Below are 22,833 nucleotides of genomic sequence, written 5' to 3' on the forward strand. Positions count from 1 at the left end.
GGAAAATTGCAAATAAACATTACGGATTGACTTGTGAAAGAATCATAAGTGAAATACAAGTGTAACATTACTGAAATCAAACAACCGGACATAGATGTTATACTAATTCGTAGTTAGCAGTAAACATGTTCAATTTTCACGAAATACATACTTTTAAAAAATCGTGATTCACCTAATTATGGAGGGAATATCTTTTGAAAAAGAAATTAATCATATCAACACTTACAGCTGCCTTATTAATGAGTTCACTTGCAACAACAACAGAAGTTCTAGCGAATGAGTATGACGAAGCTATAGAAGAAAATACAAACACAATTGAAACGTCAGATCAAAAGTTACATAATTTAAACAATACGATTCAAACTTTAGAAGAAGACGTATTAAATACTGAAGACGAATTAGGCGCAATTGATGGAAGTATAGCCGAAAACGAAGAGCGCATTGAAGAAGCGATGGCTAAATTGGAAGAAGCACATAAAGAAATGGAAGCTTACCAAAAAGAAATAGATGCTTTAGAAATTGTTATTGAAAACCGTAATGAACAATTAGAAAAGCAAGCAAGAAAAATACAAGTAGATGGACAGACAACGAACTTTATAGAGTTTCTTATCGATGCCGAATCATTAGGTGATATTATTGGACGTATTGATGTTGTTTCAAACCTTGTTGGAACAAACCGTAAATTGGTTAAAGCTCAAGTAAGAGATCAGCAAGAAGTTGAAGAAAAGCAAGAAAAGACTGAAGCAACAATCACTGAACAAAATGATTTAGCAGCAGATTTAGAAGGTATTTCTGAAGAATTAGAGCAACAACGCTTAGAAAAAGAAGTTCTAGTTGCTCAATTAGCTTCTGAAAAAGCAACAGCTGAAGCAGATCGAAATAAATTCTTGTCTCAAAAAGCAGAAGCAGAAAAAGCAGTAGTCGAATTAGTATCAGCTAGAGAAGAAGCTGCAACAGCTGCTCGAGAAACTGTAGGAGCAAGTAACGCAGCGAGCGAAAGCTCTAGTGTTGATGCAGAAGTTTCAGTGTCTTCATCTAACAAAACAAGTCAAAAGACTGAAAAAGAATCAAGTAAATCAAACAAATCAAATGAAACGGCTAAAACTAGTAAACCCGTAAAAACACCTGAAGTTTCAACAAACGGAGTAACTTGGGGACAAATAAGTTCATACGCTAATGGCGTGCTTGGTACACCTTACTTATACGGTGGATCAACAACAGCAGCATTTGACTGTTCTGGTTTCACAAGTTATGTTTTCAACAAAGTAGGGGTAAGCTTACCACGTTCTGCAGCTGGTCAATATGCAGGTGCAACTAAAGTATCAAACCCACGACCAGGTGACTTGGTATTCTTTTCTAATAATGGCTCTCGTGTAACTCACGTAGGAATCTATGTTGGGAATGGCCAGTTTATCGGTTCACAAACAAGTACTGGTGTTGCATACACTAGCGTACACACTAACTACTGGGGTCCAAGACTGGTTGGTTACGGAAGATATTAAACTAAATACGAACTCCACTGATAAACTGAAAAGTTTATCAGTGGAGTTTTTTTATTGCTCAAAAATATTTTTGCATTGCTATATAATGCTGTCGTTAAGTTAAATGACAGGGACTTCAGTTAGCTAGAATATCGTTTTGGTACTGAAAACATTGAGTATGTTACCTTTGACAGCTTTGGTTTAAAAATCATTGGTGAACGTGTCGAAGATGGGGCGTCTTCGACGGTTATGGTTTAAAAATCATTGGTGAACGTGTCGAAGATGGGGCGTCTTCGACGGTTGGGACTTAAAAATCATTGCTTAAAGTGTCGAAGATGGTCACCTTCGACGGTTATGGCTTAAAAATCAGTGGTGAACGTGTCGAAGGTGGTCGCCTTCGACGTTTGGGACTTAGGAATCAGTGCTGAACGTGTCGAAGGTGGTCGCCTTCGACGGTTATGACTTAAGAATCATCGCTATACATGTCGAAGACGAGCAACGTTAGTAAATTCAGCAGACTTAAATAATCAGACGAGCTAGAATATTCAAATATAGCCACACATCAGTAAAAACAATACTTAAGCCAATAATTCTTGCAAACTAAAAATCACCGGCTGTGTACGCTTCTAAATGAAGCATACAGCCGGCGATTCACGAACTATTAGGATGACTCTCGTTTAAACGTGCTGAACTAATTCAGGATTTTCAATTCATAACTATTATATTTTATCTTCAGTCAAATCAAGGTAGTCATCTACATCGGATAAAATTTCATTAATTGCCGATTGCCAGAAATCAGGTTGCTTTAAATCAACGCCTAAATGTTTAGCGGCTAGATCCTCAGTCGTCATACTCGCTGTATCTCTTAGGAGATCACGATAGTCATCTGCGAAAGACTTTCCTTCTTCCTTCGCTTTAGAATAAATACCCAAACTGAATAAGAAACCAAAAGTATAAGGGAAATTATAAAAAGAAATACCTGTAATATAAAAATGTAATTTACTTGCCCAGAAAGTGGGATGGTAAGTTTCCAAAGAATCCAAAAAGGCTTCTTTTTGTGCATCTTCCATTATAGAACTCAATTCTTTATCGCTCACAAGTCCACTTTGACGCGCTTCATAGAAACGTTTTTCAAATAAAAATCGGCTATGGATGTTCATAAACATAATAGCAGCTCGAGAGATTTTACTATCAAGCAGGACAATTTTTTCTTCTTTCGATTCTGCGGCTGAGACGGTAGCATCAGAAATAAGCATCTCTGCAAAAGTAGAAGCTGTTTCTGCCACGTTCATGGCGTAGGAACGATTCAAGGCCGGTAAATCGCTCATAACATGACTATGATAAGCATGTCCTAATTCATGAGCAAGGGTGGAGACGTTGCTGGCACTTCCTGAGAAAGTCATAAACACACGAGACTGCTTACTTTCAGGTAGATTAGAACAATAGGCACCGGGACGTTTACCGTCTTTATCCTCAGCCTCAATCCAGTCTTCATCAAAGGCTTTTTGAGCCATTTGCTGCATTTCTTGACTGAATGATCCAAAATGAGTTGTTATAAATGTTTCTGCCTCATCAAATGAATACGTTTTAGGTTCAAAATCTCCAACGGAAATTGGAGCATTCACATCAGCCCAATTTAATTTTTCTTTACCCATTAAGGCTGCTTTTCGATTTAAAAACTCAACAATCTTGGGTTTGTTTTTAGTAATCGTATCCCACATAGTATTCAGTGTTTCCTCTGTCATACGATTGTATTCAAGTGGCGGGTTTAAAAAATCTTTTTCGCCTCTTAAATCATATGTCTGAAGTCTGAAGCCAGCAAGGTGATTAAGTGTATCCGAAAAGAGTGGCGCTTTTTCTTTCCAAGCATTTTCCCAATCACTTAGCAAACGCGCTCTGATCGAAGGATCCTTTAACCCCTTAAGCTTATTCGCTGCTTGTCCCGCAGAAAGATACGTAAGTTCATCATTTATAAGAAAGGGGACAGAAACACTGTTTACAATCGTTTGGTACATATTTCCAAAACCATTCAGACCATCAAGAGATAACTTCTGAATAACTTTTTCTTCATCTTCAGATAATAACTTTTGGCCCTTTTTTCTTTTTTCTTGCAAGGAAAAAGAACTTTTTTGAAAGGGGGCCTTGGAAATTAACTGATCCCATTCTGTTGAAGGTATGGTTTTCAATTTCTTCATAAAAAGAGTCTCAACTTCACTCAATTGACTGGAAACAGTGCTGAGCTGATTGACAACCTTAGCAGCTTGTGTATCGCTAGTATTAGACGAAAATAGACCTCGTGAAAACGTACGAGCTTCAGATAAACCATTGCTGATCATTTCTCTCTTATCTAAAAATGAAGCAAAATTTAGATAATCTGGGTAGTCCTTAGAGGGGTCCCACTCACTGATTTGTATTAATAACTCATCAATTAAATGATCAAGTTCTTTAATACGCGCTTGCAAAACTTCGGAGTGACTTCCACCTGGAAAAACACTTTCCATATCCCAATTCATTGCTTTTGTCATTAATAAACTCTCCCCTTATAAATGTGACTAGTTTTATTGTATCGTTTTTTTCTTTTCATATCCAGATACATCAGTTAGAATAGAACTAATAATGAATGAGGTGTAAGTGAATGAATAGAAAAGTAAAACCGATTGATAATGTATTTCTACTGCTTGCTTTTGGAGTGATGGCCATACTGTTTTACAGCTCCTCTATGGGATATGAAGAACAAAATGTTCAACCAATACTTCATAACTGGCTGGAATCTGAGCCATTAAGCTGGCTTTTTGAACGTATTGAATTCATGTATGCCGGTAGTGAAGTCAGTATAGGTGCGAAAGGATACGTAAGTTTTGTTGAGTTCTTTATTAGAAAAGGCGCACATTTTGTTTCTTATTTCTTCCTAGGCTTATTCTGGTTTCTAGGTCTAAAAAATAGAGTCGCACACCCATGGCTTACTTTCTTGATAGCCCTATTGCTTTCCGTCGGATACGCATCTTTTGATGAACTCAGACAATCCTTTAACCCAAACCGTACCGCTCTAATGGAGGATGTTATGTTGGATACAGCGGGAGCCCTTGTTGGAACAAGCGCTGCCTGGCTGACTAAAGTAAAAGGGAGAAAGCGAAATAAATTACGTTTTAGAAGGTAGATTAATTTGAAACGTGTTGAGCTTTTATTAGAAAGAGACGTACTATAGTAGGTTGCTTTCTTTTGATAAGTTGATATAAGTAGAGATTTTGGTATAATAACATAGAAAATTGTAAATCAAATTATTGTAAATCAAATTCAGGAAAGAGGAATTGTGATGGCAGGACATTCAAAATGGAATAATATTAAACAACGTAAAGGTGCTCAAGATGCCAAGCGTGGTAAGATTTTCCAGAAATTATCTAAAGAAATATACAAAGCAGCCAAAGATGGTGGAGCAGACCCCGAAATGAATGCCTCTTTACGTTTAGCTGTAGATAAAGCGAAATCAAATAATATGCCTAACGACAATATTGATCGCGCAATCAAACGTGCAACGGATGCTGGTCAGGGAGATAACTACGATGAAGCGATTTATGAAGGGTATGGACCCAATGGTATTGCGGTCCTTGTTCATGCGCTAACAGATAACCTTAATCGTTCGAGCACAAACATAAGAGTAGCCTTTGATCGTAATGGCGGTTCCTTAGGTGAAAAAGGCTCTGTGAGTTATATGTTTGACCGTAAAGGATATATAGCTATTGACCGTGAAAAACTTGATGTAGATGAAGATACCATGTTGATGGAAGTACTTGAAGCTGGTGGAGAAGAATTAGAGACAAGTGATGAAGCCTTTGAAATCTACACTGAAGCAACTGACTTTACTGTTGTTAGAGATGCATTAAAAGAAGCCGGCTACACATTAGCTCAAGCTGAATTAACAATGCTTCCACAAACGACTCTACCCGTACCAGAAGATAAAGAAGAAATTTTTGAACAGATGATAGATGCACTTGAAGACGATGATGATGTCAGCGAAGTTTACCATAATGCAGAAATCTAAACCTTAAAAAATTAAACAAAATATAAATAGGCCTCAAATGAGTGAAAAATACATTTTTTCATTTATTTGAGGTTTTTTTCGTGAATAAAAATTTAAAAAGACAATATATAAGGTATGGAACTAAAAAAGAAAGGAAGGATGCGGTGGACACAGAAGCATTTGCCGTTCATCTCTTGACGATTGCCGATTCATATCGAACAAGTGATATTCATATCTTACCAGAACAAAAGCACTATGATATTTACTTTCGTCTAAATGGTCAGATGGAAAAACAATATTATCTTGATCGAGATGAGGGGACGCGGATTATTTCATATTTTAAGTTTTTATCAAATATGGACGTAGGTGAAAAAAGGCGACCTCAAAGTGGAGGCATGACGTTTCAATTAAGTGACAAGGCTATAGACTGTCGTTTTTCAACGATTAGTAATTATCAGCTACAAGAATCACTCGTTATCAGATTACTTAAGCAAAAGGAGGAGGAAAATCAATCACCTGGCATTTTTTTTACTCACGAATGGAATAAATTAGAACAATTAGTTCAATCAAAAGCAGGTCTTTTATTATTTTCAGGACCTGTAGACTCTGGAAAGACAACCAGCATGTATCATCTAATCAAAAATCGGACATCAGGAGAGAAACAACAGGTTATAACCGTCGAAGATCCCGTAGAAATAGAGGAAAAAACGTTCTTGCAGACCCAAGTTAACGAAACAGCTGGTGTAACATATGAGCACTTACTTAAATCAAGCCTTAGGCATCATCCTGATGTAATTATTGTTGGAGAAATCCGGGACGAGGAGACAGCGCGAATGGTTATACGTGGAGCATTGACAGGGCATTTAATTGTTGCCTCTATCCATGCTAAAAACGCTGCAGGTGTTATAGCCCGAATGCAAGAGCTTGGAGTGAGTACGTCATTACTTAAACAAACCTTGATTGGTGTTGCTTTTCAGACGTTACTTCCTCTTTATTGTGCCTTATGTGAAGCAAACTGTCAGACCTACTGTACACATTATGCTCGTGGTAGAAAGCGACTTGCTTTATTTGAAGTAATGTCTGCCAAAGAATTAGAAAGTATTACTGAGAATAAAGGGAGTGAAAGGGAACCAGAATCTATTTTGGTGAAAAGAGAGTTTAATCATTTACTTGAAAAGGTGTTTATGAATGGCTTTATCAACGAAAAAACCTATAAGCGTTACTATATATCGAACGCATAAAACGACAATACAACAAGGTTATTTTTTAAAAAGATGCGGGCAACTGCTCATGGACGGCTTTTCTTTACAGGAAGCGTTGATATTTTTGGAAACGATTGTGGATAAGCATGCAAAGCACATGATAGAAACAATCCACACTGAGGTAAGTAAAGGGATATTATTTTCTGAGGCACTAAAGAAAGCAGGTTTTTCAGATGTCGTTTGCTCACAACTTTATTTCTCGCTTTATCATGGTCATCTAGCTGAAACAGCACTAAAAGCTGGAGAACAGTTGTTGAAACAAGCAGAAAAGAAAAAGAAGATGAAAGCTGTGTTACACTATCCGGCAATTTTGTTTCTCTTTGTGATAATAATGCTTTTAGCGATGCGTTTTATACTGCTGCCACATATCAATGATTTTGTCTCAGTTGGTTCAGAACAACTTAACTTTGGGACACGTCTCATTGTTTCAGGTGTTTATTATTCGCCAATAATACTGCTAGTAGGCAGTATTATTTCTATCCTTAGTTTTTTGTTGTTGCTTTTTAAGAGTAAAAAAATGACACCGCTTGAACGGGTGATTTGGATTGCCAAATGGTCTCCTACATCATTGTATCGTTTGTATTGGAGTCAATTTTTTTCAAATGAATGGGGGTTTTTACTTAAAGGAAATAGTGGTCTTTTAGAAGTCGTAACCATTATGAAACAAAACACATTATCACCCTTAATTAAAGAAATTGGTGCTCATATTGAACAAAAGATGAAACAAGGCGAGTCCTTCCATGACAGTCTCAAGGAACTAACGTTTTTGAAAAGAGAAATTATGTTAGTCGTCAGACAAGGAGAACGTTCTGGACAATTAGGACAAGAATTAGAAATGTATGCGTTGACATGCGAGGAGGCCTTTGATAAAAAAGTCGAACAAACAATCAACCTGATCCAACCAATTATATTTATATGTGTTTCACTAATCATTGTGGCTATATATGCAGCTTTGCTACTGCCAACCTTTAGTGCACTCAATACATTTTAAGGAAAGAGGAAAAAAATGAAAAACATAAAAAAGTGGATGAAACTTGAAGAAGGCTTTACTTTAATTGAAATGTCACTGGTACTATTTATTATTTCAGCACTACTTTTACTTTTTGTACCTAATTTATCAGGAAGGCAAAAAAACGCTGAAAGCACAGGGGATGAGGCAATAGCTAGTGTGCTTCAATCACAAGTTGATATGTATAAAATGGATAATGAAGGCGCAAACCCAACTGACTTTAACCAATTAAAGACAGACAATTACCTGACTAATAAACAACTAGACAAGGCAAATGAGAAGTTTACTTTAAGTAAGGGTATAGTAACTAAAATATCAACTGAAACAAGCCCCTGATAGCGGAAGGCGATGCCCGTGTTTACGATAAAGAAGGATGAGGGCTTCACACTTTTAGAAGTTCTTTTAGTGCTAGTGATTATTTCAATAATAACAACCTTTCCAGTCATGCACTTTAGTCAGCTGAAAAAAGAAACGGAAACACAGTTGTTTTTCGAATCATTAAGGTCAGGGATTACATTGATTCAAAATGAGGCTGTCTTAAATAATCAATGGACCACCATGGAAGTGAGGCCAACAAATCGACTCATACGTTTTCGTGTGACTGGTAAGGATAATAATCATCATCCGGCCAACCATATTCTAGATTTACCAGAGTCAATCTCCTTGATAGGCACTTCAAAAGAGTACTCCTTCTCAAGTGGATCTGGAAACCTTGGTAATATCAATAAACTAAAATTTAATACCATACATGGAAGAGTGACTGTAAGTTTTCAGATGGGAAGTGGCCGTTTTGTCATTGAATAAACAGGATGCTGGTTTTATTATCTTAGAGAGTTTGGTAAGCCTCAGTATCTTAGCCTTTTTTGTCGGTATCGTAATTCCATTCAGTATGGAGATGCTGCTTTTAAGAAGTCAAAAAAAAGAACAGGTTGAAGCGAGTCGATTTCTGTACGAGTCTGCATTATTTTATGATGCTAGCCAGCCAAAGGATAAAACGTATCATTCCGGTGGTGTTTCTGCTCACAGTATTGAAACGGAGAAAAGTATTCATATTTATATAGATAACGAAAGAATCACAAAGATGGACTATATATCTGCGGAGTGGAATATAAATGAAAAGTGACAAGGGATTCTCCTTAATTGAAGTCCTCATCACACTAGGGATTTTGAGTAGCTGTGTACTGTTGCTTACTTTCGCTATTTCTCAAATACAAACGACTCGAAGCCTTATTAAGGATGAACGACAAATTGAGTGGCATTTATTTATTAATCAACTCGAACATGAATTAAGAGACAGTGAAGAGGTATATGCAACTAAAAGCGAACTAACATTGAAAAAAACCGATCCAAAAGATCAACTTAAAAAGACAGTCACATATAATCGACACTTTAGCATTATTCGGAGACAAGTAGGTTCACTTGGACATCAACCCATATTGATGAAAGTTAAAAGTGTTGCCTTTCATTTGTTAGACGAAAAACTTTCGATAGATGTTGATTTTCAAAATGGTGAAACGTACCGGGCTGTGTTTAGGGTGCGTAAGAATGGATGAAGATAATAAATGCAATCAACTAAGAAAATAACAACAGAAGATGAGGGAAGTCTTTTATTATCAACGTTTTATTTACTCATCTTTATTTCTTTTTTAATTCTTTCACTGACAGGCATTATCTACAATCAATTAACACAACTTCAATTAACAAGTCAGGCATACGAAGCGAAAGCACTCATCGAAGTGAGCCAAAATATGCTGCGAGAAAAAGATGATCTGGATAAAATAGAAAGGGCTATGCTATACTTTAAGCAAGGCGAGGTACAGATTAAAAAACTTTCGGAAAGAGAGTATAAACTTGAAGCTAGGTTAAACAACGCTTATAAAAGTAGCTTAACTTTTTCAATCCCAAAAGAAGTAAAGACAGAGGAGGCCCAAGAAATAAAAGAACCTCAGAAAGAGATTCAAGATACTTCGAAAGAGAATAAGGCTGTTGAGCCCTTAGTGGAATAAAAGAGAAATATACACTAAATCAAATCGAATAGATCAAGGCACTTCTAAGTGGGATGATATATCTACCCACTTGACGTGCCTTTTTCTATTTAAATGTGACCGATACACCGTACATACGTTTATTTTTCTGCCTTGTTTTGCTATAATAAGTAAGGAGTGTTCAATAAAAATTGAACAGAACGGAATTCAACTATAGAATAGGGTGTAAATATGTCTCGTGTAAAAATTATTCAAAAGAAAATGAAAGACCAGAATGTTGAAGCCATTCTGCTTACTAGTCCATATAATCTGAGGTATGCTTCAGGTTTCACTGGAAGTACGGGCTTAAGCGTCATCACACAAGAGAAAGCTTATTTTGTCACTGATTTTAGATATACCAAACAAGCAGCTGATCAAGCCATTGGTTTTTCTATTATTCAAAACAAGGGGCCTATTTTGGAAGAAGTGGAAAACATTGTTGAAAAAGACAATATTCGTTCATTAAGCTTCGAAAAAGACTTTGTGACGTATGCAGAATTTGATAAAATGCAGGAATTATTATCATGTAAATTAGAACCTCTTAGTGGTTTGATTGAAGCACTAAGAGAAATAAAAGATAGCACTGAAATTAACACAATAGAAGAGGCTATAAAAATTACGGAGTATGCGTTTCAAGAAATACTGGACTTTATCAAGCCAGGTGTGACTGAAATAGCCGTTGCCAATAAACTAGATTTTCTGATGCGCGAAAAAGGAGCAACGGGTGTTTCTTTTGATACTATTGTAGCAAGCGGAAAACGTTCAGCAATGCCGCATGGTGTTGCAAGTGATAAAAAAATCGAACAAGGTGATATGATAACAATCGACTTCGGTTGTTATTATAAAGGCTATGTGTCTGATATGACACGAACAATCTCTTTGGGAGACCCTGGTGAAGAACTGAAAAAAATACACCAAATCGTTTTAGAAGCACAAGCTAAAGTTAATGCAGCTGCAAGACCAGGAATGACAGGAAAAGAGCTAGACGCCATTGCTAGAGACTATATTAAAGAAAAAGGTTACGGCGACGCATTCGGTCACTCAACAGGACATGGTATTGGCTTAGAAGTCCATGAAAGCCCTGGAATTAATTTCAGAAATGAAAAGCCATTAGAAGTAGGTAATGTGATCACGAATGAACCAGGTATCTATATACCAGATGTTGGTGGTGTAAGGATTGAAGACGATTTAGTTATCACAAAAGAGGGAAATCGTAATTTAATGAGTGTGACTAAAGAGCTTATTCAAATATAAGAATAAAATAACAGAAAAACTAATGATGAAAATAGGTTTTAATAACCAATCGTGATACAATGGAAACAATAAAGCTTAAAAATCAATAGGGTTCATTAAGAGGTAATTAGGAGGAAAACGAATGATATCAACCAGCGACTTGAAAACAGGATTAACGATTGAATATGATGATAGTATATGGCGCGTAGTAGAATTTCAACACGTCAAGCCTGGTAAAGGAGCAGCTTTTGTACGTTCAAAATTAAAAAATCTTCGTACAGGCGCCTTACAAGACAAAACATTTAGAGCCGGAGAAAAATTTGAAACGGCACATATTGAAACAAAAACAATGCAATATCTTTATGAAGACAACGGCAATCATGTTTTCATGGATACGAGCACATACGAGCAACTTGATATTCCCGGAGAACGCATTGAAGAGGAACTGAACTACATGAAAGAAAACATGGAAGTTAGTATCATGATGTATGGTAGCGAGGTAATCGGTGTAGAAGTTCCAACCAAAGTCGAGTTGAAAGTTGTGGAAACAGAACCTGGAATACGTGGAGACACTTCCGGCGGTGGATCAAAACCTGCAACATTAGAAACAGGTGCAGTGGTAATCGTTCCTTTGTTTGTAAACAAGGACGATGTTTTAGTAATCAATACAGATGAAGGCACTTATGTATCACGTGCATAGTCGATAATTAATTGAGTGAAGACACTTAATCATTAAAAAGGAGGAACGACAAGTGGAAGAAAAAGTGATGAGAACAAATCAGAGCAATCCATTTGGTGAAATTGAAGTTGCCCCCGAAGTACTGGAAGTTATTGCCGGTATTGCAGCCAATGAGGTTACGGGTGTTTATGCTATGCAGGGGAAATTTACGAAAAAAATGAAAATTGCATTTGGAAAACCAAATCATAAAAAAGGTGTCCATCTAACTTCTGACGAAGATGGTTTGAAAGTAGATATCTATTGTTACTTCAAATTTGGGGTAAATGTCCCAAATGTAGCTCAAGCAATTCAGGAAAAAGTGAGAGAAAAAATCTTTCACATGACTGATATCACTCTAGCAGAAGTAAATATCCATATTGCAGATATCGTACCTGAAAAGACATCTTTCCAAGACCTACTTGACACAGACAGAGAAGAGGATGAAAAAGAGTGACAACTGTAAGGCGTGTAATTAGGGAAAAAGCCTTTCAGTCTCTTTTCCAATTAACAACCCATGAAGAACTAGCTACAGACGAAGCAATTAAATTAGCACTTGAAAGTACGCTATCACATGAAGATAGCCGTACAATGGAAGAAGCAATGGCGGACGTTTTGCCTGAGAATAAAAATAAAAACAAGATTATTACTGATGCACTAACGTACTTAAAAATTCTCGTTACAGGTGCACTAGAACACCAAGAAGAAATCGACCAGACCATCTCGAAGCATTTAAAAAAATGGAGTATCAATCGTTTAGAAAGAACTAATCTGTCACTTTTAAGATTGGCTACTTATGAATTGTTGTATCAACCTGACGTAGACAAACGCATCGTGATGAATGAAGCCATTGAAATGGCCAAAACTTTTAATGACGATAAATCAAGCAAGTTTATAAATGGTGTGCTTCAAAGTATAATCGATAATAAATAGCTTTTATTCTGTCGTTTTAAATTGTCTGCTTTATTTATGGACAAGCTTCTAAACTGAGAAAAGAGAAGCAGTAGTAAAGAGCGAAAAGCAGCACAAAAAGCTGTCTGCTTTTCTGCTCTTTTTTCTATGTGCTTTTAAAAAAGTGATATAAAAGCAGAAAGGAAATAACCTTATGGTAAAGGAGTACTTATCAGTTACTCAGTTAACACGTTACGTTAAAAGAAAGTTTGATTATGATCCGTACCTGGAACGTGTATATGTAAAAGGTGAGATTTCAAACTATAATCCTAAACGGAGAAACAGCCATCAGTACTTTAGTATCAAAGATAAGGGAGCCAAGCTATCTGCCGTCTTATTTCAAAAAGAACAACGCAAATTGACTGTTGATTTAGAAGAAGGAATGAGCGTACTAGCTGTTGGCCGTCTATCGGTCTATGAAAAAACCGGTGCTTACCAGCTATATATTGATCATATCGAACCTGAAGGACTTGGTCAGCTTTATGCCGCGTATGAACAGACAAAGAAAAAATTAGCCGAAGAAGGTTTGTTTGAATCAAATTTAAAGAAACCCCTAGAGCGATTCCCACGGAAAATAGGGATCATCACAAGTAAAAGCGGCGCGGTAATAAGGGATATTCAAACAACAATAGAAAGACGATTCCCAATTGTAAAGCTTTATCTTTTTCCGGCAGTAGTGCAGGGGGAAAAAGCTGCAGACTCTATAGTGAAAAGTATACAACAAGCGGACGAGGACTATGATTTAGATACACTCATAGTCGGTCGGGGAGGCGGCTCTTTTGAAGATTTATTTGCATTTAATGAAGAAAAAGTTGTCCGAGCGATTACCAAAGCGAAGACGCCAATCATTTCCTCCGTTGGACACGAAACAGACACAACCTTGTCCGATTTGGCATCAGATGTGAGAGCAGCCACACCGACAGCAGCTGCAGAACTAGCCGTGCCCGTTTTAATAGATGAGATAGGTCGAATTGATTTAAATCAGCAACGTATTATACAGGGCATCACCAGTATGATTAGACGAGAAAAAGAAACAATCAAGCGGCTTGAACAATCCTATATCTTTAGACAACCGAGACGCTTATATGATGGTTACAGTCAAAATCTGGATCAACTGACGAACCAATTAATGCGAGTAACTGATAACCAACTGAAAGAAGAAAAATACCGGCTGCATCTTCTAAATCAAAGTCTGAATGCTATGCATCCTGGTATAAAAATTAAACAGTCAGCCAGCTCCTTGGACACGCTGACGAATCAATTGCACTCCGCCGCAAAGCAACGTGTGACTGACAGCAAAAAAGATGTCGCTGCTTTAATTCAATCACTGGATCATTTATCCCCTTTGAAAACAATCAGTAGGGGATATGCCATAGCACAAAGCAAAGCAACTGTAATTAAATCAGTGGATCAAGTAAAAGCAGAGGATCCAATCAGTATTATGGTTTCAGACGGATTAATAAAGGCGAGAGTAGAAGAAGCTGAGAAAAAAGACAATGACTTTAAGGGAGATCATCATGAGTAACGAAAAAACATTCGATGAAGCGATAAAAGAATTAGAAACAATTGTACAAAAACTAGAACAAGGCGACGTTCCTTTAGAAGAAGCATTGGATCAGTTCCAAGAAGGAATCAAGTTAAGTCGCCACTGTAAAAGTATTGTAGAAAATGCTGAAAAGACAGTAACGACAATGGTGAATGAAAATGGAACTGAAGAATTACTTGAAGACTAGAATGAATAAAAATCACGTTAAAGGAGTCTGCTATGTATTTTCAGACATTTACAGAGCAATATAAGAGCGTATTTGAAGATTATTTGACTCGTCTTGTTCAAGAACAAAGTCAAACAGACGTTGAAGCAGCTATGAATTATTCCTTAAAAGCAGGAGGTAAACGTCTACGTCCCCTTCTTTTAATTGCCTTAGTCAAGGCATTTAAAAAGAATGATAAAGAAGCTTTTCCTGTTGCTGCAGCTTTGGAAATGATTCATACCTATTCACTTATACATGATGATTTACCTGCAATGGATGACGATGATTTAAGAAGAGGCAAACCGGCCAATCATATTAAGTTTTCTGAAGCAACGGCAATATTAGCAGGTGATGCTTTACTTACTAAAGCCTTTGAAATCCTAGCAGAAGCTAAGTATTCTGACAAAGCGAAAATTTCACTTATTAAAGAATTAGCGTTTGCTTCAGGACATGAAGGAATGATCGGTGGACAGCAAGCAGATATGGATGGCGAAAAGCAAGAGTTATCGATCGAGCAACTATCAGCGATACATTATCGTAAAACGGGTAGGCTTATTATTTTTGCCTTTAGATCCGCAGGTATTTTATCAGATTTAAATGAAGAAATGAAAATAACCTTGGATAAGATTGCTGAGAAAATTGGTATAGCCTACCAAATCAGAGACGATATTCTTGATGTAAGTAGTTCAGAAGAAGAGTTGGGCAAGCGTGTAGGGTCAGATCTGAAACAAGGAAAAAGTACGTATCCTTCTTTATTAGGAATAGACTCTGCTAAGCGTTTACTAAAGGAGCATCTAAATGAGGCGCTAAGGCTAAATAAAGAGATTAAAAACCATGTGGAGAGCTACGACGAGGAACTACTGGCAACCTTTATAGCGTCCATTAAGCTGAAGTGAAAGATTTAGTGAGGTGAAAAAGTGAAAAAAGAACGAGCTGATGAGTTGCTTGTTGCTCAAGGTTGGGCAGAAGACGCTGAAAAAGCAAAGCGCTATATCATGTCTGGAAAGGCGTATACGAGCAAAGAAGAACAAATCTTTACAGCTGGAGAAAAATGGCCGAAAGAGACCATTGTGTATATTAAAGGCTTAGGTCAACCCTATGTCAGTCGTGGTGGGCATAAATTGAAAAAAGCATTGGATGATTTCAACATTGATATTAAAGAGCGTATTGCTTTAGATATCGGTGCATCAACGGGAGGCTTCACAGATGTCTGTCTAAGACAAGGGGCAGCGCTTGTTTATGCATTAGACGTTGGGACAAACCAGCTTGCTTGGAAATTACGTATTGATGAACGTGTAGAGGTCATGGAACAAACAAATTTTCGACACGTCACGATAGATGACTTTCAAAGAGGGCAGCCAGAATTTGCAACAATCGATGTCTCTTTTATTTCACTGAAAAAGATTTTCAAAACGTTGAAAATGATACTCAAAAAAAACGGCGAGATTGTGGCGCTTATCAAACCACAATTCGAAGCGAAAAAAGAAGATGTTGGTAGCAAAGGGATTATTAAAGATCCAGCTATTCACGAAGCAGTGGTAAAGGATATTGTAGACTATCTTTATGACCAAGGCTTTGAAGTGCAAAAAGTTATTCCTTCCCCGATAAAGGGTGGAAAAGGGAACAAAGAATTTCTTGCCCATATTGTTTTCAAGAATGAGCCTGAATTGACAAAGAAAGAACACATGGAAAAGAACGTTAATGCGTCCCTTTTTTTATAACGAATTCACTGTATAAGTGAAGAAGATAAAAGATTAACATCAAACTCTATTTTTAAAATTGTCAAAGAACTTCTGATTCTAAAGTGTATATATTGTAAGAAACACTTAAAAGACGTATAATTAAAGCGGATAAAGTGTATAAATATACTGAAGAATTCCTGATTTGACAATGTGAAAATTATAGGAGTGACAAAATGAAAAAGAATGAAAGACATCATTTGCTCAGGAAACTTGTCCAAGAAGATGTAATCAAAAAACAGGAAGATTTTGTTGATAAACTTCATGAAAGAGGTATAGAAGTGACGCAAGCAACAATTTCAAGAGATATGAAGGAGTTGCAGCTCGTAAAAGCTCCCGCTCAAAATGGTGGGTATCGATACAATTTACCTCCTGAAATAGATTATGACGTGTCGCAAAAACTTTCACGTTTAATGAAAGATGCCTTTGTATCAATTGATACGCAACGCGAATTTGTGTTGATCCGTACGTTACCCGGGAATGCCTTTGCCTTGGCAGCCTTGATCGAAGCGGCTAGATACAAAGAAATGTTTGGGTGTATTTCTGGAGACGATACTGTTTTAGTTATTAGCCGTGATGAGAAAAGTGCCCAACGTTTACAGAAAAAAATCATCTCCTTTATATAATAAAATCATTAACAAATTAGGAGGTTTGTCTTTGTTAGAATCACTGCATATCAAGAACTTTGCAATCATTGAAGAGTTGTCTTTAAGTTTTAAAAAAGGTATGACTGTGTTAACTGGTGAAACAGGAGCAGGAAAGTCTATTATAATTGACGCAGTTGGACTACTTGCAGGTGGAAGAGGATCAACTGAATTTGTCCGCTATGGCACAAAGAAATGTGTGTTGGAAGGCGAATTTAAATTCAGGCCATCAAAAGATTTACTGGCGCTCCTTTCAGAGCATGAAATTGAACATGTTGAAAATACTTTGCTTATCCAACGAGAAATCTTTATGAGTGGGCGAACGGTCTGCCGTATAAATGGCAGTATTGTAACCATCGCTGTGTTGAAAGAAATTGGAACCCATCTTATTGATATACATGGACAGAATGAACACCAGGAACTTATGATGACAGAAAATCATAGCTTTCTTTTAGACAGTTTTGGACAAAAAGAACTCCACAAATTAAAAAAAGACTATCAAAACATTTACAGAGAATATAGACAACTGACAAAAGAACGGCAAGAATGGGCTTTTAATGAACAGGAAATAGCACAGAGACTGGATATTTTAAGGTATCAAGTTGATGAAATCGAAGCAGCCCAACTCCATCCTCACGAAGAAGAAAATCTACTGGAGGAAGAGAAAAAATTAGCTAATCATCAGGCTATCGTTAAAGCTCTCTCAACGAGCTATGCTGCTTTGCAGGGAGAAGAATATAGCGGTCTGGATACGGTAGGGAAAGCCATGGAAGAGATGGCAGCTGTAGAAAATATCGATAGTTCCTTTAAACAGTTATCTGAAAACCTATCTGCAACGTACTTTCAACTCCAGGAAATTGCTAGTGATATATATACGGAGCTAGACGGCCTTGAGTATGATGAAGAGAGATTGAACGACATTGAAGCCCGCTTAAATGTTATTCAACAGCTTAAGCGTAAATATGGGGATAGCGTGGAAAAAATCTTGAATCATTTTGAACAGTCAGAAAAAGAGTTGAAAAAGTTAGAAAACAGGGAAGAACAAGTGGATGGACTAAGTAGGAAAATAAAAACGGCCTATGATAAAGCGCAAAAACTAGCTGAAACGTTATCTAAAAGCCGAAGAGAAATAGCTATCGGCCTAGAAAAAAGCATTCAAAAACAGTTGAAAGAACTTTATATGGAAAAAGTTGAATTTTCCGTTATGTTTAAAGAGTGTAAGGAACCTGAATCCAAAGAACCCCAATTGAACGAACAGGGGATGGATAAAATTGAATTCTTTATTTCAACAAATCCCGGTGAACCATTGAAGCCTTTAAGTAAGGTTGCTTCTGGTGGAGAACTATCACGAATGATGCTGGCAATGAAGACGATTTTTTCTCAATCACAAGGCATTACGAGTATTATATTTGATGAAGTAGATACAGGTGTTAGTGGCCGCGTGGCACAGTCAATAGCGGATAAAATTTATTCGGTAGCTAAACACTCACAGGTTTTATGTATCACGCATCTACCACAAGTTGCTGCTATGGCAGATCAACATCTTTATATCAAAAAATCAACAGATGATGAGCGAACGCAGACCAGTATGGAGCGCCTTGTTAAAAATAAACGCATTGAAGAAATTGCGCGTATGCTTTCAGGGGATGAGTTAACTCAGCTAACAAAGGAAACAGCAGCCGAATTACTCAAACTTGCGCAGAAGAAAAAAGTAGGATAAATAAAAAAACCTCTTGCTGATAACAGACAAGAGATTTTAAATAAATGAATAATTTTTTATTAGAGTACGCTTAGTAGTGAAGCAAATACGGGAACAATCAATGTCAGAACAAGAATACCAATAATAATGCGTGACATTGTGCTTGTAGATCCTTTTTCTTTTTTATGATTAGGCATAGGAGTGCACCCTCTTTCTTATTTCGTTCAGGTATTAAGTGTACTCAAAGTAAGTTTAAATTGCAAGAGTCAAGATGAGAGTATAAAAAGTGTTCATATTTTGTTAATATATAGAGAGAAAGAGTTTATAATTAAACTATTGAAATCAAAAGAGTAAATGGAGGAGTTTGATTAATGAGTAAACAACAAGTCGGCGTTATTGGAATGGCCGTTATGGGTAAGAATTTAGCACTGAATATTGAAAGTCGAGGATACTCGGTATCGCTATATAACCGTACCTCTTCAAAAACAACTTCTGTTATAGAAGAAAATCCAGATAAAAATGTGGTTGCAACATATGACTTAGAAGAATTTGTTGAGTCACTTGAAAAACCGAGAAAAATTTTGTTAATGGTACAAGCAGGAAAAGGAACAGATGCAGTGATCCAACAGTTACTTCCTTTCTTAAATAAAGATGATATCCTTATTGACGGCGGAAACACTTTCTATAAAGATACAATACGTCGTAGTAAGGAACTAGCTGATTCTGGTATAAACTTTATCGGTACGGGTGTATCAGGCGGAGAAGAAGGCGCGCTTAAAGGGCCTGCTATCATGCCTGGCGGACAGAAGGAAGCGTACGATCTTGTCGCACCTATCCTTGAGAAAATTGCAGCTAAAGCACCTGCAGACGGAGAACCATGTGTGACTTATATTGGTCCTAACGGTGCAGGGCACTATGTTAAAATGGTTCATAACGGAATCGAATATGGTGATATGCAGCTTATTGCTGAATCTTATGACCTAATGAAAAATATGGTTGGCTTATCCAATGAAGAAGCAGCCGAAGTCTTCAAAGAATGGAATGAAGGCGAACTAGACAGCTTCTTGATTGATATCACAGCGGATGCCTTAACTAAGAAAGACGCAGAAACTGGGAAAGATATGATAGACGTGATCCTGGACCGTGCGGGTAATAAAGGAACAGGAAAATGGACATCTCAAAGTGCTCTTGATCTGGGTATTCCATTGCCACTTATTACAGAATCCGTGTTTGCACGCTATATTTCAGCTATGAAAGAAGAACGTGTAGAAGCAAGCAAAGTACTGCCTAAGCCGGCAGCTAAATTATATGATGGCGACAAAAAAGAACTAATCGAAAAAATGCGTGAAGCATTATACTTCAGTAAAATCATGAGTTATGCTCAAGGTTTTGCACAGATGGGTACGGCTTCTGAAGAATACGGTTGGGATCTCGAGTATGGTGAAATTGCTAAAATATTCCGTGCAGGCTGTATTATTCGTGCAGGCTTCTTGCAAAAAATCACTGAAGCTTATGAGCGTGAACCAAAACTTAAAAACCTTGTCTTAGATGAGTACTTTATGGACATTGCTAAGAGATACCAGCAGTCTGTAAGAGACCTAGTTGGATTAGCGGTTCAAGCAGGCGTTCCTGTACCAGCCTTCTCATCTGCTATTGCTTACTACGACTCATATCGTTCAGAACGTTTACCGGCAAATATGATCCAAGCTCAACGGGATTATTTCGGTGCACACACATATGAGCGTGTCGACAAAGAAGGCCAATTCCACTTTGATTGGTATGGCAACAACGGCGAAGAGAAATGGAATTAATAATACCAAACATTACTGAATAAGCTTTCATAGTAGGTTTTCATTTAGAAAACCTACTATTTTCATATCATACAGACTTTCTTTAGAAGGCCTGTAGAATTAGCTTAGTCTTATATTTCTAATTAGTTAAAGATGTGGTAAACTGAAAGTGTGATACAGCAATGAAAATCGCATGTAAGTAAATAGTCAGATGTAAAAATAGGGTAGGAGTGAAAAATGTGGCAAAGATTTTAATTATTGAAGATGAAAAGAATTTGGCTCGCTTTGTTGAACTTGAGCTAACACATGAAAATTTTGAAACAGAAGTCCGTTTTGATGGACGTTCTGGACTTGAAGCTGCAATTGATCCAAAAAAAGAATGGGACATTATTTTACTTGATTTAATGCTTCCTGAGTTGAATGGTATAGATGTTGCAAGACGCATACGCCAGGTAAGCAATGTACCAATTATTATGATGACAGCGCGCGATTCAGTTATAGACCGTGTGTCTGGATTTGATCATGGTGCCGATGATTATGTCGTGAAACCTTTTGCAATCGAAGAATTACTAGCCCGAATGCGCGCATTGCTTCGTCGTATCGAAATTGAAACAGAAGAAAACATTAGTCGACAAACGACAATTAATTACAAAGATATCACTGTAGAAAAAGAAAATCGCATAGTTAAACGTGGCGATGAAATTATTGAATTGACAAAGAGAGAATACGAATTACTTGTGGAATTAATGGAAAACTTGAATGTCGTTCTTTCTCGTGAAGTTCTACTTAATAAAGTATGGGGATACGAAACAGAAGTCGAAACTAATGTAGTGGATGTCTACATTAGATACCTAAGAAATAAAATCGATGTGTCTGGAAAAGAGAGCTATATTCAAACGGTTAGAGGAACGGGCTATGTGATGCGCACGTGAATTCTCAAGCAGCCGTTGATACGAAAGGAATAAACGAGAAAAAACGTATTTCTTTAAGATGGAAGTGGACTATCGGGGCTGCAATTGCTTTATTCTTAACGTACACTATTTTTTCCACCATTCTATTTATTACCTTCCAACAGTTCATGATAGATAATGAACAGCAGGCAGTAAGAAATGTCATGGTGAATTTGACTGAACGTTTTGGTCAGAATTTTTATGATTTAACTGAAGAAGATGTAGAAGAAGTTTTGAACCAGCATGAACTCTACTTAACGCCTGAAACACCAATTCTTGAAGAGTCGCAGAACCAGCGCAGTACGCCTTTGCGCGCCAGCCAGAGCAGTATTATTATAAGAGTGTATAACTCAGAAGAAGAGCTATTATATCGCACGAATGAAGTAGACATCGATTTTGAAGCAAAAGAGACACTTCAAATAGATACAGTTGAAGAAGGACCAAATGGCGAGGCACTTTCAGCTATCACACCTGTTTATTCTTTTTTGAATAATGAAAAAATCGGCTATGTACAGGTTGTAAATACTTTGTCCTCCTACCATGATTTAATTAAAAGTGTATTTGGTGCAATACTTTTGACAGGCGTCATTGCCTTACTTTTTAGTGGAGTGATTGGTTACATTATTGCCATCTTTTTCCTACAGCCGATCAGGCGATTGACCGAAGCTATGCATATTGTTAAAAAAGATCCTGAATCTCATCAACGTATAGATGTAGGGGATGGGAAAGATGAACTGACGGAATTAGCCAACGCGTATAATGCTATGCTAAATCGTATGCAAAGGAATATTGAGCAGCAGAAGCAATTTGTGGAAGATGTTTCGCATGAATTGCGTACTCCGGTAGCAGTCGTTGAAGGACATATGAAATTGTTAAATCGATGGGGGAAAGACGATCCCGTAGTTTTAGATGAATCACTCAGCGCTTCCCTTCAAGAGATTGAGCGTATGAAGAGTCTGGTACAAGAGATGCTTGATCTCTCTCGTGCGGAACAAGTCGACATTCATTATAAAGATGAACGCACATCAGTAAGAGAATTGGTTAATCAGACATATAATAACTTCCAACTTGTTCATCCTGATTTTACTTTTATCCTCGACGATGATTTAAGTGAGGACAACTACGTCAATATTTACCGTAACCATTTGGAGCAGATACTGATTATCCTTCTTGATAATGCTGTTAAGTACTCTACAAATGAAAAAACAGTGCATTTGAGTGCTTCTAATAATGGTCCGAATATCCAAATTGCTGTTCAGGATTTCGGTGAGGGGATGACTGAAGAAGATACTGAAAAAATATTCCATCGCTTTTACCGTGTAGATAAAGCAAGAAGTCGTTACAAAGGTGGAAATGGCTTAGGACTAGCTATTGCTAAAGAACTGATTGAAGGATATAAAGGAGAAATATGGGCTGAAAGTGTACTCAATCATGGGTCCATTTTCAGAGTTGAACTTCCTAAACTTAAGGACCAAGAAAATCAGACAAGTGATGAAACACGAAAACATACTAAAAATAAATAAAATAATCATGCCGGATCATACGAAAATTGTGTGGTTCGGTTTTT

Annotated in this window: 24 protein-coding genes; 23 read left to right on the forward strand and 1 reads right to left on the reverse strand. The window is 37.1% G+C overall.

What is annotated here, in order from left to right; translation table 11 throughout:
* The first annotated feature begins 194 nt into the window (after window positions 1-194).
* Window positions 195-1,502 carry a C40 family peptidase gene (locus BMX83_RS01300; protein ID WP_091632228.1) on the forward strand — a complete coding sequence of 436 codons (1,308 nt, stop codon included), beginning with the start codon at window positions 195-197 and terminating at the stop codon, window positions 1,500-1,502.
* A gap of 698 nt (window positions 1,503-2,200) precedes the next feature.
* Here the strand turns inward: BMX83_RS01300 and BMX83_RS01305 are convergent.
* Window positions 2,201-4,006, reverse strand: a complete 1,806-nt coding sequence (locus BMX83_RS01305) for a M3 family oligoendopeptidase (RefSeq protein WP_091632230.1) — start codon at window positions 4,004-4,006, stop codon at window positions 2,201-2,203.
* Between the two features lie 110 nt (window positions 4,007-4,116).
* Here BMX83_RS01305 and BMX83_RS01310 point away from each other — a divergent pair, with 110 nt between their 5' ends.
* From BMX83_RS01310 to BMX83_RS01415, 22 genes are all read left to right on the forward strand, one after another.
* Entirely contained in the window at window positions 4,117-4,638 is a 522-nt protein-coding gene (locus BMX83_RS01310) for a VanZ family protein (protein WP_091632233.1), read from the forward strand.
* Between the two features lie 156 nt (window positions 4,639-4,794).
* Window positions 4,795-5,520, forward strand: a complete 726-nt coding sequence (locus tag BMX83_RS01315) for a YebC/PmpR family DNA-binding transcriptional regulator (RefSeq protein ID WP_091632235.1) — start codon at window positions 4,795-4,797, stop codon at window positions 5,518-5,520.
* 143 nt (window positions 5,521-5,663) lie between these two features.
* Entirely contained in the window at window positions 5,664-6,740 is a 1,077-nt protein-coding gene (gene comGA / locus BMX83_RS01320) for a competence type IV pilus ATPase ComGA (RefSeq protein WP_091632523.1), read from the forward strand.
* Entirely contained in the window at window positions 6,688-7,752 is a 1,065-nt protein-coding gene (gene comGB / locus BMX83_RS01325) for a competence type IV pilus assembly protein ComGB (protein WP_091632238.1), read from the forward strand. Before comGA ends, comGB begins: the two co-directional genes overlap by 53 nt.
* Before the next feature lie 15 nt (window positions 7,753-7,767).
* On the forward strand, window positions 7,768-8,106 hold the full coding sequence (gene comGC / locus BMX83_RS01330; protein WP_091632241.1) for a competence type IV pilus major pilin ComGC: 339 nt from the start codon (window positions 7,768-7,770) through the stop codon (window positions 8,104-8,106).
* A gap of 18 nt (window positions 8,107-8,124) precedes the next feature.
* On the forward strand, window positions 8,125-8,574 hold the full coding sequence (comGD, locus tag BMX83_RS01335; RefSeq protein ID WP_177170448.1) for a competence type IV pilus minor pilin ComGD: 450 nt from the start codon (window positions 8,125-8,127) through the stop codon (window positions 8,572-8,574).
* Window positions 8,561-8,893: a type II secretion system protein gene (locus BMX83_RS01340; RefSeq protein WP_091632246.1), complete on the forward strand. Its 333-nt coding sequence runs from the start codon at window positions 8,561-8,563 to the stop codon at window positions 8,891-8,893. The genes comGD and BMX83_RS01340 overlap by 14 nt, the downstream gene beginning before the upstream one ends.
* Window positions 8,883-9,323 (forward strand): competence type IV pilus minor pilin ComGF, encoded by a 441-nt coding sequence (gene comGF / locus BMX83_RS01345; RefSeq protein WP_091632526.1) that lies wholly within the window; start codon window positions 8,883-8,885, stop codon window positions 9,321-9,323. The genes BMX83_RS01340 and comGF overlap by 11 nt, the downstream gene beginning before the upstream one ends.
* 9 nt (window positions 9,324-9,332) lie before the next feature.
* Window positions 9,333-9,776 carry a hypothetical protein gene (locus BMX83_RS01350; RefSeq protein WP_091632249.1) on the forward strand — a complete coding sequence of 148 codons (444 nt, stop codon included), beginning with the start codon at window positions 9,333-9,335 and terminating at the stop codon, window positions 9,774-9,776.
* Between the two features lie 210 nt (window positions 9,777-9,986).
* Entirely contained in the window at window positions 9,987-11,048 is a 1,062-nt protein-coding gene (locus BMX83_RS01355; RefSeq protein WP_091632252.1) for a M24 family metallopeptidase, read from the forward strand.
* Between the two features lie 121 nt (window positions 11,049-11,169).
* Window positions 11,170-11,727, forward strand: a complete 558-nt coding sequence (efp, locus tag BMX83_RS01360) for an elongation factor P (protein ID WP_091632255.1) — start codon at window positions 11,170-11,172, stop codon at window positions 11,725-11,727.
* A gap of 52 nt (window positions 11,728-11,779) precedes the next feature.
* Window positions 11,780-12,199 carry an Asp23/Gls24 family envelope stress response protein gene (locus BMX83_RS01365; protein WP_425425823.1) on the forward strand — a complete coding sequence of 140 codons (420 nt, stop codon included), beginning with the start codon at window positions 11,780-11,782 and terminating at the stop codon, window positions 12,197-12,199.
* The gene (nusB, locus tag BMX83_RS01370; protein WP_091632257.1) at window positions 12,196-12,675 is read left to right on the forward strand and encodes a transcription antitermination factor NusB; all 480 of its coding nucleotides are present in this window, start codon (window positions 12,196-12,198) and stop codon (window positions 12,673-12,675) included. The genes BMX83_RS01365 and nusB overlap by 4 nt, the downstream gene beginning before the upstream one ends.
* A gap of 172 nt (window positions 12,676-12,847) precedes the next feature.
* The gene (gene xseA, locus BMX83_RS01375) at window positions 12,848-14,218 is read left to right on the forward strand and encodes an exodeoxyribonuclease VII large subunit (protein WP_091632260.1); all 1,371 of its coding nucleotides are present in this window, start codon (window positions 12,848-12,850) and stop codon (window positions 14,216-14,218) included.
* The gene (locus BMX83_RS01380) at window positions 14,211-14,426 is read left to right on the forward strand and encodes an exodeoxyribonuclease VII small subunit (protein WP_091632263.1); all 216 of its coding nucleotides are present in this window, start codon (window positions 14,211-14,213) and stop codon (window positions 14,424-14,426) included. Before xseA ends, BMX83_RS01380 begins: the two co-directional genes overlap by 8 nt.
* A 32-nt stretch (window positions 14,427-14,458) precedes the next feature.
* Window positions 14,459-15,340 carry a polyprenyl synthetase family protein gene (locus tag BMX83_RS01385; RefSeq protein ID WP_091632265.1) on the forward strand — a complete coding sequence of 294 codons (882 nt, stop codon included), beginning with the start codon at window positions 14,459-14,461 and terminating at the stop codon, window positions 15,338-15,340.
* A gap of 21 nt (window positions 15,341-15,361) precedes the next feature.
* Window positions 15,362-16,165: a TlyA family RNA methyltransferase gene (locus BMX83_RS01390; RefSeq protein ID WP_091632267.1), complete on the forward strand. Its 804-nt coding sequence runs from the start codon at window positions 15,362-15,364 to the stop codon at window positions 16,163-16,165.
* Window positions 16,166-16,359: 194 nt separating this feature from the next.
* Window positions 16,360-16,809, forward strand: coding sequence for an arginine repressor (gene argR, locus BMX83_RS01395; protein WP_091632270.1), 450 nt, complete (start codon window positions 16,360-16,362; stop codon window positions 16,807-16,809).
* Between the two features lie 31 nt (window positions 16,810-16,840).
* On the forward strand, window positions 16,841-18,547 hold the full coding sequence (gene recN / locus BMX83_RS01400; RefSeq protein WP_091632272.1) for a DNA repair protein RecN: 1,707 nt from the start codon (window positions 16,841-16,843) through the stop codon (window positions 18,545-18,547).
* Between the two features lie 350 nt (window positions 18,548-18,897).
* Complete coding sequence (gene gndA, locus BMX83_RS01405; protein WP_091632278.1) at window positions 18,898-20,337, forward strand: NADP-dependent phosphogluconate dehydrogenase; 1,440 nt, start codon at window positions 18,898-18,900, stop codon at window positions 20,335-20,337.
* A gap of 218 nt (window positions 20,338-20,555) precedes the next feature.
* Window positions 20,556-21,248, forward strand: coding sequence for a response regulator transcription factor (locus tag BMX83_RS01410; protein ID WP_091632281.1), 693 nt, complete (start codon window positions 20,556-20,558; stop codon window positions 21,246-21,248).
* The gene (locus BMX83_RS01415; protein ID WP_245746607.1) at window positions 21,245-22,789 is read left to right on the forward strand and encodes a HAMP domain-containing sensor histidine kinase; all 1,545 of its coding nucleotides are present in this window, start codon (window positions 21,245-21,247) and stop codon (window positions 22,787-22,789) included. The genes BMX83_RS01410 and BMX83_RS01415 overlap by 4 nt, the downstream gene beginning before the upstream one ends.
* The last annotated feature ends 44 nt before the right edge of the window (window positions 22,790-22,833 follow it).

The organism is Alkalibacterium gilvum, assembly GCF_900109085.1.
Classification (GTDB): domain Bacteria; phylum Bacillota; class Bacilli; order Lactobacillales; family Carnobacteriaceae_A; genus Alkalibacterium; species Alkalibacterium gilvum.